Annotated in this window: 13 protein-coding genes and 1 riboswitch; of the genes, 6 read left to right on the forward strand and 7 right to left on the reverse strand. The window is 72.9% G+C overall.

Annotated features, from left to right (window positions below):
• Positions 1-37: 37 nt before the first annotated feature.
• Positions 38-1,603 carry a serine/threonine-protein kinase gene (locus ACYVK5_RS17145; protein ID WP_460707163.1) on the forward strand — a complete coding sequence of 522 codons (1,566 nt, stop codon included), beginning with the start codon at positions 38-40 and terminating at the stop codon, positions 1,601-1,603.
• A gap of 213 nt (positions 1,604-1,816) precedes the next feature.
• Here the strand turns inward: ACYVK5_RS17145 and ACYVK5_RS17150 are convergent, their stop codons facing one another.
• Together ACYVK5_RS17150 and ACYVK5_RS17155 are read right to left on the reverse strand one after the other, a co-directional pair.
• Complete coding sequence (locus tag ACYVK5_RS17150; RefSeq protein WP_460707164.1) at positions 1,817-2,857, reverse strand: hypothetical protein; 1,041 nt, start codon at positions 2,855-2,857, stop codon at positions 1,817-1,819.
• Positions 2,858-3,087: 230 nt separating this feature from the next.
• Positions 3,088-3,639 carry an RNA polymerase sigma factor gene (locus tag ACYVK5_RS17155; RefSeq protein WP_460707165.1) on the reverse strand — a complete coding sequence of 184 codons (552 nt, stop codon included), beginning with the start codon at positions 3,637-3,639 and terminating at the stop codon, positions 3,088-3,090.
• 222 nt (positions 3,640-3,861) lie between these two features.
• Between ACYVK5_RS17155 and ACYVK5_RS17160 the strand changes: the two genes are divergently transcribed.
• The 3 genes from ACYVK5_RS17160 (at position 3,862) to ACYVK5_RS17170 (ending at position 6,541) form a co-directional block, all read left to right on the forward strand.
• Positions 3,862-4,311 carry a hypothetical protein gene (locus ACYVK5_RS17160; protein WP_460707166.1) on the forward strand — a complete coding sequence of 150 codons (450 nt, stop codon included), beginning with the start codon at positions 3,862-3,864 and terminating at the stop codon, positions 4,309-4,311.
• A 178-nt stretch (positions 4,312-4,489) separates the two neighbouring features.
• Positions 4,490-5,827 carry an alginate lyase family protein gene (locus ACYVK5_RS17165; protein WP_460707167.1) on the forward strand — a complete coding sequence of 446 codons (1,338 nt, stop codon included), beginning with the start codon at positions 4,490-4,492 and terminating at the stop codon, positions 5,825-5,827.
• 87 nt (positions 5,828-5,914) lie between these two features.
• Positions 5,915-6,541, forward strand: a complete 627-nt coding sequence (locus ACYVK5_RS17170) for a hypothetical protein (RefSeq protein WP_460707168.1) — start codon at positions 5,915-5,917, stop codon at positions 6,539-6,541.
• A 62-nt stretch (positions 6,542-6,603) separates the two neighbouring features.
• Here the strand turns inward: ACYVK5_RS17170 and ACYVK5_RS17175 are convergent, their stop codons facing one another.
• Together ACYVK5_RS17175 and ACYVK5_RS17180 are read right to left on the reverse strand one after the other, a co-directional pair.
• Positions 6,604-7,197, reverse strand: a complete 594-nt coding sequence (locus ACYVK5_RS17175; RefSeq protein WP_460707169.1) for a hypothetical protein — start codon at positions 7,195-7,197, stop codon at positions 6,604-6,606.
• Positions 7,198-7,285: 88 nt separating this feature from the next.
• Positions 7,286-8,815: a WXG100 family type VII secretion target gene (locus ACYVK5_RS17180; RefSeq protein WP_460707170.1), complete on the reverse strand. Its 1,530-nt coding sequence runs from the start codon at positions 8,813-8,815 to the stop codon at positions 7,286-7,288.
• 239 nt (positions 8,816-9,054) lie between these two features.
• Here ACYVK5_RS17180 and ACYVK5_RS17185 point away from each other — a divergent pair, with 239 nt between their 5' ends.
• Positions 9,055-10,152 carry an NAD(P)-binding domain-containing protein gene (locus ACYVK5_RS17185; protein ID WP_460707171.1) on the forward strand — a complete coding sequence of 366 codons (1,098 nt, stop codon included), beginning with the start codon at positions 9,055-9,057 and terminating at the stop codon, positions 10,150-10,152.
• Positions 10,153-10,249: 97 nt separating this feature from the next.
• On the opposite strand, the gene ACYVK5_RS17190 is transcribed toward ACYVK5_RS17185, so the two are convergent.
• Together ACYVK5_RS17190 and ACYVK5_RS17195 are read right to left on the reverse strand one after the other, a co-directional pair.
• Entirely contained in the window at positions 10,250-11,050 is an 801-nt protein-coding gene (locus ACYVK5_RS17190; RefSeq protein WP_460707172.1) for an alpha/beta hydrolase fold domain-containing protein, read from the reverse strand.
• Positions 11,051-11,233: 183 nt separating this feature from the next.
• Positions 11,234-11,644: a Rid family hydrolase gene (locus tag ACYVK5_RS17195; protein ID WP_460707173.1), complete on the reverse strand. Its 411-nt coding sequence runs from the start codon at positions 11,642-11,644 to the stop codon at positions 11,234-11,236.
• A gap of 83 nt (positions 11,645-11,727) precedes the next feature.
• Between ACYVK5_RS17195 and ACYVK5_RS17200 the strand changes: the two genes are divergently transcribed.
• A complete protein-coding gene (locus tag ACYVK5_RS17200) occupies positions 11,728-12,108 on the forward strand; it encodes a winged helix-turn-helix transcriptional regulator (protein WP_460707174.1) in 381 nt (126 codons plus the stop codon).
• Positions 12,109-12,355: 247 nt separating this feature from the next.
• Here the strand turns inward: ACYVK5_RS17200 and ACYVK5_RS17205 are convergent, their stop codons facing one another.
• Positions 12,356-13,186, reverse strand: coding sequence for a C40 family peptidase (locus ACYVK5_RS17205; protein ID WP_460707175.1), 831 nt, complete (start codon positions 13,184-13,186; stop codon positions 12,356-12,358).
• A gap of 3 nt (positions 13,187-13,189) precedes the next feature.
• Positions 13,190-13,368, reverse strand: a riboswitch (cyclic di-AMP (ydaO/yuaA leader).
• Positions 13,369-13,472 lie beyond the last annotated feature (104 nt).

Below are 13,472 nucleotides of genomic sequence, written 5' to 3' on the forward strand. Positions count from 1 at the left end.
CCCGGCCCGTGCGCGACCGGTAGATAGCCTTCTGACCATGGAGCACCCCCAGCGCATCGGCCGCTATCGCATCGAGCGGTTGCTGGGCGTGGGGTCGTTCGCGACCGTGTGGCTCGGTCATGACGAGTTGCTCGACGCGTACGTGGCCATCAAGGTGCTCGCGGAGAACTGGAGCCATGACCTGCGGGTACGGGAGCGCTTCGTGGAGGAGGCCCGGCTGCTGTGGCGGCTCGACGACGAGCGGCTGGTGCGGGTCCACACCTTCGACGAGCTGCCCGACGGGCGCCCGTACGCCGTCCTCGCCTGGGCCGACGGCGGCAGCCTGCGGGACCGCCTGGAATCGGGCCGGCCGGACGCCGACCAGGGCCTGTCGCTCCTGGCGGAGATCGCGGCCGGCGTCCAGGTGCTCCACGACGCGCAGATCGTGCACCGCGACCTGACGCCCGGGAACGTGCTCTTCCGCAGCAGGCAGGCGGGGGAGCAGCAGGTGCTCGTGGCCGACCTCGGGCTCGCGAAGGAACTGGCGGCGGCGTCCGGGCTCACGGCACGCGCCGGCACGCCCGGATTCATGGCGCCCGAGCAGGACCACCCGCTCGCCACCGTCGACCGCAGGACCGATGTGTACGCCCTCGGCCGGCTCGGCATCGTCCTCCTGACCGAACCTGACGAGGCACCCGGCGTCGCGTCCGGCGTCGTGCCCGGTGCCGCGGCCGACCTTGCCGGGTCCGACGGCGTGCCCGGCATCGCAGGCCCCGGATGGCGCCTGCGCCGGGGCGTCCCGGAGTCTGTCGGCGACGTGCTGCGCGCGGCGACGTCGCGCAACCCCGCCGCCAGGCCCCCGGACGCCGCCGCCTTCATGACGGCTCTGGCCGGCGCCGCCCCGCACGTCGGCCACGACGAACCGCGCGGTCCGTCGACCCCGAGGTCCGACGTCGCACCCCGTGTCGGCCCGCAGGAGCCGGGCCCGTGGTCGCCGCCCGAGCAGACGGGCACGCACGACGGCGGGGAGACGCTGACGCCCGGCGACGCCCGGACCCGAGGCCGACGCCGTGGCCGCTGGGCGGTCGCGGTCGCTGTGAGTCTCACCCTCGCCGGGGCCGCGACCGGGGTCCTCTGGTGGCTCGAGAGGGACACCGCCGTCGCGGCGAGCGACGACGACCGCATCCACGTGCGACTGCCGGAGGGCTGGGAGGCCGCCGGATCGGGCTGGTCCGGCCGGACGGACGACGCCGGCGCGCGCGAGCCGGCGCTGGTCGTCTCGCCCGAGCCCGGCCGCTGGGCGACCGATGCCTCCGTGCCCGGCGCGTTCATCGGCCTGTCGCCCACCCTCGCCGCCGAGACGACGCCGGAGGACTACGTCGGCGCGCAGGTCCACGGGCAGTGCGAGGCCCCCGACAGCGCGGAGGTCGACGCGGGCGGGATCACCTGGGCCGTGGCGACCTTCACCGACTGCCGCAGCGGCAAGGCGACGATCGTGGAGGCGGCGGGCTCGGCGCCGTCGGACGCGGGCCTGCTCTACGCCCAGATCGCGCCACCAGCAGACAGCGACCCCGCCCGGTTCGTGGAGTCGCTGCTCGCCGGCATCGAGGCCGGCGCACCCTGACTGCTGTGCGTGACCGCTGTGCGTGACTGCCGCGCTGCGTGAAGACCCGCTGTCCGCAGGGCGTGACCGCCTGCCGCCCGCGCGCCATGAGGGCTCCGCCGTCCGCGCCGGCCTGCTGAGTAGGCGGCGCGGTCGGTCCGTTGTCCGTGCGGCCGGCCGCTTGAGGGACCGACCACTCGACACCGGACCGACCACACCTACCTGCGCGATCCCCTACGGAACCGGGATCTCCGTCAGGACCGTCCTGCCCTCGATGTTGCCCCACTCGATCTCCACCTCGGCGTCGGCCGGGACCTCGTAGACCAGGAACTGCTGGTCGGTCGTACCGCTGTCGACGATCCCGGTCTCGTGGATCCGCGGCGAGTCGCCGCGGCGCTCGCCGTCGACCACCAGATGCAGCTCGTCCTGGGTGTGCAGGAAGCAGCCCACCCCGTCAGGCCTGGTGCTGATGTCGAAGTTCAGCCACACCATCAGACTGTCGGCCGCGGCCTGCTCGGTCTGGTACGACGAACCGTCCTCGTCGAACCCGACCCAGTGCGCCAGCGTCGCGTCGGTGATCTCGACGTCCATCGGGCACTGCCCGTCGTGGTCGTCCACCGAGCCGGTCAGGACGATCCCCGGCGACTTCACGTCGATCTCCTTCGGGTACTCCGGCTCCGGCTGCTCGCCCGTCAGCGGCAGCAGGTCCTGCCGCCGGTCGAGCTCGCCCAGCACGAGGACCGCGTCCTCGACCGGGGCGTCGGGGCCCGGAAGCTCGAAGCCGTACCAGCCGTCCGCCGTCGTCCCCGGATCGATGTTGCCCGACGCGTCGGTGCGCAGCGTGTTCGGGAGCAGCTCCCCGGTGCCGAGGTCGAGGTAGATGCCGTCCTGCAGGAGAAGGCCCTCGTTCAGCAGGCGGTTGGCCACCTTCACCTCGACGTAGAGATAGGGGACGTCGCCGGGAAGAGGGTCGGGCATGTCCCCGGTCTTGCTGCCCGGCGTCTCGTAGGAGACCTCGGCGGACAGGACCGTGACGTCGGCCTGGGTGTGCGAGAGGGTGCGTTCGGTGACGCCGCTGACGGGTACCGCCTCGCCGGCGCTCGCGGACGGGCTCGCGCTGGGGCTCGCCGCGCCGGTCTCGGCGCCTGTCGGCTCGCCCGACGCGGCGTCGCCGCTGAGCGGGCTGACGGCCTCGCCGGAACCGCCACAGGCGCCCAGGGTGAGCGGAAGAGCGAGTGCGAGCGCGGCGGGCAGGGCGCGGTAGGTGGACCGCATGGTGATCTCCTTCTGTCGGGTTCCGTCACCCCATGAGTCCGCCCGGAAGGCGTCGCGGTTCGGTGATCCGGATGTGATGTGGGTCACGTGTGAGGGGGCCGGTCACCCAGGCGCACGGCCTGCGCTCCGGCCCGCCCCGGAGTGGCGGCGGGCCGGCGCGCTCCGGGACGGGCGGTGCGTCCGACGGCGGCACGGGGCACCCCAGGGCAGGTGGCGTGTCCGGGGTGCTCTCATCCGGCATCCCCGAGATGTGCTCGCAGGCGCCGTCGGCCCTCGTGGATGCGGGACTTCACGGTTCCCTCGGGAACCCCGAGCGCCACCGCCACCTCGGCATAGGCCAGGCCTGCCACGTCCCGCAGGGCCACGGCCTCGGCGTGCTCGGCCCCGATCGCCGAGAGGCCGTCGAGCAGGTCCAGGCGGGTGCCCGCCACGACGCTCGTGCGCCGCGGATCCGGGCGGTCGGGCGGCGGGAGGTCGCGCTCGGCCTCGAACCGGCGCCGGAGCGCCTGGTAGGTGCTCCGGGACCGATTGGCCGCCACGCGGTAGAGCCAGGTGCGGAACGCCGAGCGTCCCTCGAAGGACGCGATGTTCCGCGCGACCGCGAGCAAGGTGTCCTGACACGCCTCCTCGGCGTCCTCGGCGCACGGCAGGAACCGGGCACAGATCCGCAGCACGTCCGCGCGCACGTGCACCAGGAGATCCTCGAGCGCCCGGGCGTCGCCGCGTGCCGCGGCCGCGGCAAGGCGTTCCGCCTCGTCGGCGCGTTCCACGACCTGATCCACGGCGACAGCGTAATCGGCGGGGCGCGCGGATTGTCGCGCGGAGATGGGAGGTCGGTCAGATGTCGCATGATCGGCGCCCCGGGCGGCCGATCATGCGACGTCCGGCCGATCATGCGGCGTGCGGCATCGCACCGCCATCCGCGCAAGCCGGGAACCTCATCCCAAGACCTGCCCCAGCGATCGCCAAGGGAGCCGTGACCTGCGGTTTTGTCGTTTCGCCGTGTGCGAACGTTCGCCCGCCGTTCGCTCGCCGTGCGGACGGTGCTGACCGACGCCGAACAGCTGACCGAGGAGACGCTCGCGCCGCTCCTGGATCCGGACGGCACACCCGTGGTGTTCCTGGTGGACGACGCCGAGCTCGTCGCGGACTGCCCGGCCAAGGGCTGGCTGCGCGCCTGGTTCCGGACGGCGGGCGACAACCGGCGCGCGCTCGTGCTCGGCGGCGACGCGTCGGACGTGGCGAGCGGGTTCTCCGGCTGGCAGGTCGACGCCAAGAAGCACCGGCGCGGCGCGCTGCTCAGCCCGCAGGACCGGTTCGACGGCGACCTGGTGGGCGTGAGCCTGCCGCGGTCGGCGGTGTCGAGCCAGGTGGCGCCGGGCAAGGCGCTCGTCCACCTGGGCTCGGGGGACCTGACGACGGTGCTGGTGCCGACGGTCTCGCCGGTGCCCTGACGCGGGGCGGGGGACCGGAGGGTGTGTGGTCGGGGGTTTGGCGTGTGGTCGGTCAATCACTTGACCGACCACACGCCAAACCCCCGACCACCCGAGGACAAAGGGGAACGGAGAGGCTTGCCCTCCGGACCGGGTGTTGTCACGCCGATTTCCGCTCTCTTATGTCAGGCTCTGTCTCGTGCGAGTATCCATCGCCGTGGTGCTGACCGTGCTGGTCGCCGTGACGGGCTGTGCCGAGGGACCCGTCGGTGTCAAGCGTGCGATCGCCGAGCCGACGGCGAAGCCCAGCCTGGCGGCCGAGTCCGGCGTGACCCGGGAACCCGAGCACCCGGACGCCGTGAGCGAGGTCCGGCCCGCGCCCGAAGAGGCCGGGTCCGGGGGCGGGGGCGGCTCGGGCTTCGTCCACCCCGGGGTCTTCGTCGACCAGGTCCTCCTCGACGCGATGGAACGCCGGGTCGCGGCGGGGGAACACCCGGCGGAGCAGGTCTTCGCCGAGATGGTGAGTTCCGAGTGGGGCGCGCTCGACCACCGGGCCGAGCCACGCACCGTGGTCGAGTGCGGGGGACACCAGAACCCGGACCACGGGTGCACCGAGGAACGGCGCGACGCCCACGCCGCCTACGCCCAGGCGCTCGCATGGGCGGTGACCGGCGACGAGGCGCACGCGCGCAAGTCGATCGAGATCATGAACGCCTGGTCGGCGACCATCCGGGGGCACACGAACACGAACGCCCGCCTCCAGGCCGCCTGGGCCGGCGCGATCTGGGCGCGGGCGGCGGAGATCGTCCGGCACACCGGCGCGGGCTGGCCGAAGGAGGAGGTGGAACGGTTCGAGGCGATGCTCCGGGACGTCTACCTCCCTCAGGTCACCGCGCGCTCCTACTCCAACGGCAACTGGGAGCTGGCCATGACCGAGGCCGCCATCGCCATCGCCGTCTTCCTCGACGACCGTGACGCCTACGACACGGCCGTGGCCGTGTTCCTCGACCGGTCCCGGGCCTACGTCTACCTGGAGTCCGACGGTGCCCTCCCGGTGGAGGCGTCCGGCAGCCCGTACGACACCGAGCGCGAGATCATCGCCTTCTGGCAGGGGCAGGAGGACTTCCGCGACGGCGTCGCGCAGGAGAGCTGCCGGGACTTCAGCCACACGACGCTGGGCCTGGCGGCCATGTCGCACGTCCTGATGACGACGTCGATCCAGGGCGACGACCTGTACCCCCGCGTCGGCCCGCGCCTGTCGGCGGCGTTCGAGCTGCACTCCGAGATCGCGGTCGCCGGCGAGACGCCGTCCTGGCTCTGCCGCGGATCCGTGGACGGCCGGCTGGAGTATCTGCCGTCGGCGTCGCTGTCGGTCCTGGCGGGCCGGTTCGGCTGCCCGATGACGTGGTCGCGGCGGCACGACGAGTCGTGGAGCACGTTCGGCACCAACGAGCTCCTCACGGCCTGGGAACCGCTGACCCACGGCGCCCCCGCCTCGCCGAGAGGTTCCGCGGACGCGGCGGTCTGCCCGCGCTGAACCGACTTGCGCCGGGCCGCCCGGCGGCGGAACGTGGGGAGGGACGGCAGCGCCGTCCGGGCGTTGCCCCGAAGCTGGGAGCCAGTCATGTACGTACGTACTTCCGAGGTGCGGGGAGATCCCGCTCTGCTCGACGAGGGCCTGCGGCTCATCCAGGACGAGATCTACCCCGCGGTCACCGCGATGGACGGCTGCGCCGGGATGTCGCTGCTCTACGACCGGAGGATCTGCCGGGTCGTCGCCACGACCTCGTGGCGGTCCGAGGACGCGATGCGGGCGAGCACCGAGGCCGTGCGCCCGCTGCGGGCGAGCGCCGAGCGGGCGCTGGGCAGCCACGGCGACAGCGAGGTCCACCAGTGGGAGATCGCCGTCGTCCACCACGACCACGTCGTGCCGGACGGCGCGCACGCGCGCCTGACCTGGCTGAGCTGCGACCCGGACATGATCGATCGCGCCATCGACCTGTTCCGGATGGTTGCCCTGCCGCAGATCCAGGAGCTCGACGGATTCTGCGGGGCCAGCCTGATGGTCGACCGTGAGGCGAGCCGGATCGTCGGTACGGCCGCCTTCGACACCCTCGGAGCCATCGAGGGCAGCCGGGACGCCGCCGCGGGCATCCGCGACCGGGTCGTCACCGAGCTCGACGCGATCGTCGACGGCGTCGAGGAGATGGAGATCGCGTTCGCGCACCTGCACGTGCCCGAGATGGCGTGAGGCGGCCCATGCCTCGCGAGGACGGTTCGCGGACGACGTCGGCCGCGGGCCGTCCTCACGGATCAGGTCGCCGTCTCGACCACGTCCCGGACGTAGAACTTGTACCAGAGCCGGACCGGCGTCCCCGCGCCCTCACCCACGGCCATGCTCGGCTTGACCGAGGTGGACACCTCGCCGGTGGCGCCGTTGTAGTTGGCCTTCTCACGAGTCCGGTTGATGTCGGCGGTCTCGGCCCACCTCGCGGTCTCGGCCCAGCCCGCGACCTGGGCGGGATCCACGCCGAGCAGCGACGCGTCCCCGGCCATCCGGTCGGCGGCGGCCTGCCCGTCGGCCTCGGTCCAGTACAGGTCGACCTGGTCCACGTAGCCGTGCCGGGTGGTCACCGTCATCTCCTCCGTGCGCCCCGACCAGGTGCCGGACGGGAGCGTGAGGTTCACGGTGGCGTCGTCGGGCACGGTGACCACCACCATCTGGTCCTCCGGGAGCCCGAGATCCTCGGCCTTGAGCGGTCGTGTCAGGTCCCACTGCATGCTGTTCGCCTCTCCGAAGACCTCGGCGCGGTCGTCGTCCGCGCCACCGACGCGGACGGCGCAGCCCGCCGTCGCGACCAGCGCGAGAACGGCGGCCGCCGCGAGGATCGCCTTCCTCAATGACATGGGTCCACCTTGTCATGTCGTGTGCAGGTCAGGTGCCGTATGCGTCGTGTGGATGGTGCGGCGGCGGGCGGACGGACGACGTCGTCCCTCACTGGCTGACGTCCACGTCCCAGTCGCCCAGCCGCCCCACGATGTCGGCCAGGTGAGACGGGTTCGTGAGCCGGTAGTCGTCGATGCGGTCGGACACGTCCGTCTGCAGGATCTCCTCGACGCGGCCGGGGTCGTTCGCCAGCAGGTCCTGGTAGGCGGGCAGCGTGTCGGCCTGGATGTAGTCCCAGCGCTGCCCGGTGTCGGCGATGTTGCCGTCCGGCAGCGGCGTCGTGACGCTGACCTCCCCCTGGAAGGGGTTGTCCCAGGGCGTGAACGGGACGTTCTCGGGCCCGGGCGTCTCGGCCGTGATGGTCAGCGGGTTGACCTCGGCGAACGTCTGGGTGCCCGGGATCGACGCCTCGCCCACGAGGGTCATCATGTAGGTCATCGCCTCGCCCGTCACCGGACGGTTCATCATGTCCTGGTAGTCGTCGTGGATGATGTCCTGCTGCTCCCGGCGCAGCATCTCGACGTTGCCCTCGGAGACGCGGTCCGGGTCGCCGGACGCGATGTCGCCCCAGGCGTCGAACGTCGCCTCGTCGATCGCGCCCGACTCGTACATGCGCTCGATCTCGTCCATGCCGCCGTGCTCGTAGGCGGCATGCATCGACGCCTGGTCGTGGAAGATCTCCTGCTGCATCGACAGGAACGTGGTCTCGTAGAAGCGCAGCTCGTCGTCGGTCATGCCGGCGACCTGCTCGATCAGCTCGGCACCGGGCACGCCGCCGACGTGGTCGAGCACCTCGCCCGAGACCTCGAAGCCCTGCGCGACGTCGCGCATCATGTCGAGATCGAGGAAGCCCGCGGCGAACGAGGGGCCGATCATCGCCGCCATCCCGGCCCACTCCAGGTCGGGGTTCTGCAGGTACAGGTCGGCGTAGTACTCGTAGACGGCCTCGATGTTCTCGCGGTTGGCGTCGGCACCCAGGCTCGGGTCCCACTCGAGGTAGTCGATCCCGGCGTCCTGCGCCGCCTGCCGGGTCCAGTGCTCGTTGGCCAGCGCGCCGGCGTCCGGCCCCGGGTACAGGCCCTGCGCCTCCATCGCGGCCATCAGGTCGGCGATCTGCTCGTCGGTGGCGGTCGCCAGCCACTCCTGGCGCTCCCCCTCGGAGAGATCCCCGTACCGGTCGGGGGTCAGGGCGGACGGCAGCTGCGGGGAGGCCGGAGAGGAGACGGGGACGTACGCCGCGCCCGGGCCGTCCCCGGAGCCCGAGTCCGGCGAGGAGCCCCCGGCACCGGAACCCAGACCGCCCGCGCCGTCGTCGTCGCTGGTGCTTTCCTGGTCGTCGGCGTTCTGCTCGAGCGTCTCGCGGGCCTGCGAGAGCGAGTCGATCGCGGTCGACAGGTTCGGGCGGTGCAGGTCCGACCACTCCGCGCGGAATCCCTCCGCGTCCTGGCCGAACCACTGGAGCCCGGCGAGCGCCCCGTCGACCTGGGCGCGCGCGGTCTCCAGGGCCTGCGCTCTCTCGCGCATGGTGCCCGCGAGGGCGCGGAGCTGCTCGAGGTCGGCGCCCCAGAGCTCGCCCATGGATGTCCCCGTTCTGTCGGGCCGATGCGGGTGAAGCAGACGAGAACCTATCGGGAACCGCGGGGCATGGCCATGGGGAGAACTATCCGGGGCGTCGCGGACGTCGGGCGGCGGGTGTGGAACGGCGGGCCTGGAACGGCGGACGTCGTACCCCGGACCTCGGACCTCGGACGTCGTACGTCGGGCGGCAGGTGCCGAACGCCGGGCATGGAACGGCCTTCCTCGTGGTTGAGGGACGTGTGGATGTGTATGACTCGGTCGTGATCGGGGCGGGCCAGGCGGGCCTGTCGGCGTCGTACCACCTGGGCAGGCTTGGTATCCGGCACGTCGTGCTCGACGCCGAACCCCGCCCGGGCGGCGCCTGGCAGCACCGGTGGGACTCCCTGACGATGCGGGACGTCCACGGCGTGGCCGACCTGCCGGACGGGCCCGCGCCCGGACGCTCGACGGACCGCGCGAACCGCGCCGTGCCCGACTGGTTCGGCCACTACGAGGCGGAGCACGACCTGCCGGTGCGACGTCCCGTGCGCGTCAGTACGGTCACCGGCCGCGGCGACCTGCTCGAGGTGCGCTCCGACGCCGGCACCTGGCTCACCCGCACGCTCGTCAACGCGACCGGAACGTGGACCCGGCCGTTCGTCCCGCACTACCCCGGCGCCGAGACGTTCGCCGGCGAACAGTTCCACACCCACGACTACCCCGGGCCCGAGCACTTCCGCGGCAAGCGCGTGCTCGTGGTCGGCGGGGGAGCCTCGGCCGTGCAGTTCCTCGGCGAGCTCGGCCCCATCACCGACACCCTGTGGGTGACGCGGCGCGAACCGGTCTGGCGCGACGACTTCGACGAGAACAGCGGCCGGGAAGCCATCGGGCAGGTGCTGGACCGCGTGACCGCGGGCCTCCCGCCGGCGAGCGTCGTGAGCGTCACCGGCCTCGCCCTGCGACCCCAGGAGCAGGAGGCGGCGCGCCTCGGCGTCTACGACCGGCGTCGCCCGATGTTCTCCCGGATCGAGCCGGGTGGTGTCCGCTGGGACGACGACGCACGCGACCCGGGACAGCCCGCCGTCGAACCCGTCGACACGATCCTCTGGGCCACCGGCTTCCGGCCCGCCGTCACCCACCTCGCACCGCTCCGCCTGCGCAGCGAGCACGGCGGCATCCCGCTGCTGCCCGGCACGTCCGACGTGCAGACCGCCGTCACCACCGCCCGGGATCCCCGCGTGCAGCTCGTGGGCTACGGCCCCTCCGCGAGCACCATCGGCGGCAACCGCGCGGGCCGCGCGGCGGCGCTCGCGGTCCGCCGCCACGTCACCAGTCGGCTCGTCCGCCTCGCCCCGTAGGCGGCTGCCGCCCCGGCCTCGGCCTCCGGTTCCCAGCGTCCGGTCCCCAGCCCCGGCCTCTCCGCAGGCGCCGATCACGCCATGGTGCGCGACCGCGTCATGGTGCCGACGGCGCCGACCACGCCATTGTGCGCGGTGTTAACGCAACCATCCGTCGCAATGGCGTGGTCGGCGCAAGATGGCGTGGTCGGCGGCGGTCGACCAGGGCGGCGGGGGAGGCCAGGCGGTCGGCGCGTCGTGCGACGTCGGGCACGTACGAGGCGTCGAACACGTCACCCATCCAGGGGCGCAGGAGCGGCTTCGCGATCGGGGACCGCTTCTCTCCTGCCGGGACCGTGAGGTCGAGCGGCGGGTAGTGCAGCACCTGCAGCGCCACCCGCGGGTGCGCGTTCTCCAGCGCGAGCCGGGACGCCGCCGCGGCGAGCGCGCCGCCCGCGCTCTGCCCGCCGATGCTCAGCCGCCGCCCGTCCCAGCCGTGGTCGACGCCGGCGCCCGCGACCCAGTCCAGCACCGCGTGCACCTGGTGCGGAGGCACGGGGAACCGCACCTGCGGGGCGACGTCGTAGTCGACGTTCAGGACGACGACGCCGGCCTCCGCGGCGAGCAGGCGGCACCAGGGGTCGTCCTGGTCGGGGCCGCGGAGCACGAATCCGCCGCCGTGCAGGTTCACGTGCACGGGCGGGAGACCACCGGCGTCCGCGCCTTCCGGGGGCCGGTACGCCCAGGCACGCACCTCCCCGTGCTGCGTGGGGATCGTGAGCGGCTCGCGGGTGCCCGGGTAGTCGGGCAGGCGGCGGCGCGCGGTCTCCGTCTGCCGTCGGCCGGCGGCGGCCTGCAGGGCCTGGATGCCGCGGGCGGCGACGGCGGCGAGGCGCGGATTGCTCAGCGGCGAGGACATGGCCACACCGTAGCGACCCCGCGGCGGTCGTCCCCTCAGGAGGGATCCGGCCGCGGTCGGCCACTTGTCGAGTGGTCGGTCTGTTGTCCGTGCGGTCGGTCCCTCGGGGTACCGACCGCACGGACAACAGACCGACCACACCTACCCGTGCGATATCTGCCCCTCGGCGAACCGCCCTGCATTTCAATCGAGGACGGCGTACGCCTCGACCTCGACGAGGACGTCCGGCTCGAACAGGTAGTCCACGCCGATCGCCGACAGCGGCGGGAGCGGTTGCGGCAGCTCGAGCTCGTCGGCGACCTGCTCGATGCCGGCGACGAAGTCGTCGTACTTCTCCGGGCTCCAGTCGGTGACGAAGATCCGGAGCCGCGCGACGTCGGAGAACGTCGCGCCCGCGCCCGCGAGGCCGCGGGCGGTGTTCCGGAGCGCCTGGGCGAGCTGGCCGGCGAGGTCGCCGGTGGCGATGCGATTGCCGTCGGCATCCCGGGCGATCTGGCCGGCGACGTGCACGTGCCGGGTGCCCGTCGCGACGGAGACGTGGTGGTAGGGGACGGGCTGGAACATGCCCTCGGGGGTGGACAGCGTGACTGCCATGGGAGAACTCCTCGCTGGTCGTTACTAGGTATCTCTGGTATACCTTGTATCCAGCGGGAACTTCAACGAGACCAGGTGGCGTGATGGATACCGCAACGTCCTCCCCGACCCCGACCCAGCTCACCGGCGAGCAGCGCGAGTTCCTCGACCAGATCCTCGACAAGTGGTCGCTCCAGGTGCTCGACAAGCTCTGCGAGCAGCCGCTGCGCTTCAACGAGCTGCGGCGCGCGATCCCCGTCGTGACGCAGAAGTCGCTCACGGCGACGCTGCGGCGGCTGGAACGCAACGGGATGATCGAGCGCGTCGTCGTCAACACCCGCCCCGTCGCCGTCGAGTACCGCATCTCGGCGCTCGGCAACACGCTGCAGGACCTCATCGACGCCCTCCTGCGCTGGGCGTCGTCGAACATGGACGACGTGCGGGCGGCGCGGGAGAGGTTCGACGACGAGGCGGGGGAGGGCTGACGGTCTCCGCCTCCCGCCCGCGCGAGGGCGCGGGGTCCGCTGCGCGCTCTCGATCGACCCGGGCGCCCGGCATCGGCCGGGGTGGCCCGGAGCGGCGCTCGGGGACCGCGTCGTGGTTCACGCCGCCGCTGACGGCGGCCGTCGGCGCGGCGCTCGCGTTCGTCGCGGCGAGTGACCCGCATCAGAGCCCACGAGGGCCCGCACCGTCGTGGTGCGGGCCCTCGTGGTGGAGCGTGGTCGGCCGGTGTCAGCCGACGCGGATGAAGGTCGGGCTCGACTGCCAGATCTTCGTGTAGCGCACGGTCTCGCCCGGGACCGGGGCCTCGACCTGCATGTCGTCGCCCGCGTAGATGGCGATGTGGCCGGGGGACCAGATGAGGTCGCCCGGCCGGGCCTCGGCGGCGGAGACCACGGTGCCGGCGTAGCGCTGCTCCGAGGAGGTGCGCGGCAGGGTGACGCCGACCTGGGCGTAGACGTACGACGTGAACCCGGAGCAGTCGAACCCTGCGGGGGTCGAGCCGCCCCAGACGTACGGCACGCCGAGGTACTGCATGGCGATGGAGACCACCTCGGAGCCGGCGGCGGTGGCCGGGACGGCCTTCTCGACCGGCTCGGCGGGCTGCTCGGTGGCGGCGGGGGCCTCCTCCTCGACGGGCTCTGCGGCCTCGACCGGCTCCGGCTCCGGCTCGGGTTCTGGCTCAGGCTCCGGCTCGGGTGCGGGCGTCACCTTGATCGTCCCGGTCTCCAGGGTGAGCCTGCTGTCGGCAGCCACTCGGACGGCGGGGGCGGCGGCCACGTCCTGCGCAGCCACATCTTGCGCGGCCGCGTCCTGCGCGGCCGCGGCCTCGACGGACCCCGTCACGGCCTGGAGCTCGGCGGTGGTCGGGCCGGCGTCGGCCGCCGGCGCCGCATCCGAGGGGATGCTGAGCAGGGAGACGGCCAGACCTGATCCGGCGACGACGAGCGCGCCACGGCGCGCGACGCCGGAGATGCCGCGTGCGGCGGCACGGGTGAGCGGGGTCAGCGGGGTGAGGGGATTTCGGGCAGCGCGATGGCGCCCGGGCGTGCGAGTGGTCACGTGTGGTTCTCCCGGCGCCTGCGAGGTGAGCTGTCGGATTCGGATCGGAGAGTGACCCGGCCGCACTACCCGTGCGGCTTCACCCCAAGGGCGCCGATGGCGCCCGCTTGCGTTGGTTCCCCCGCCCCTGTCATCTGGTTTGCAGATCCCGGGGCGGTGACAGGGTTCGGCGTCCGCCTCGAGCGCTCACGGAGTGCCGTGAGCGGGACCGACCGTAACCCTGGCGGGCCGGGAAGTCACAATCGGGTCACGGGTTCCGAGTCCGCCCAGGTATGACTTGACCGGA

The sequence above is a fragment of the Myceligenerans halotolerans genome, from assembly GCF_054782975.1.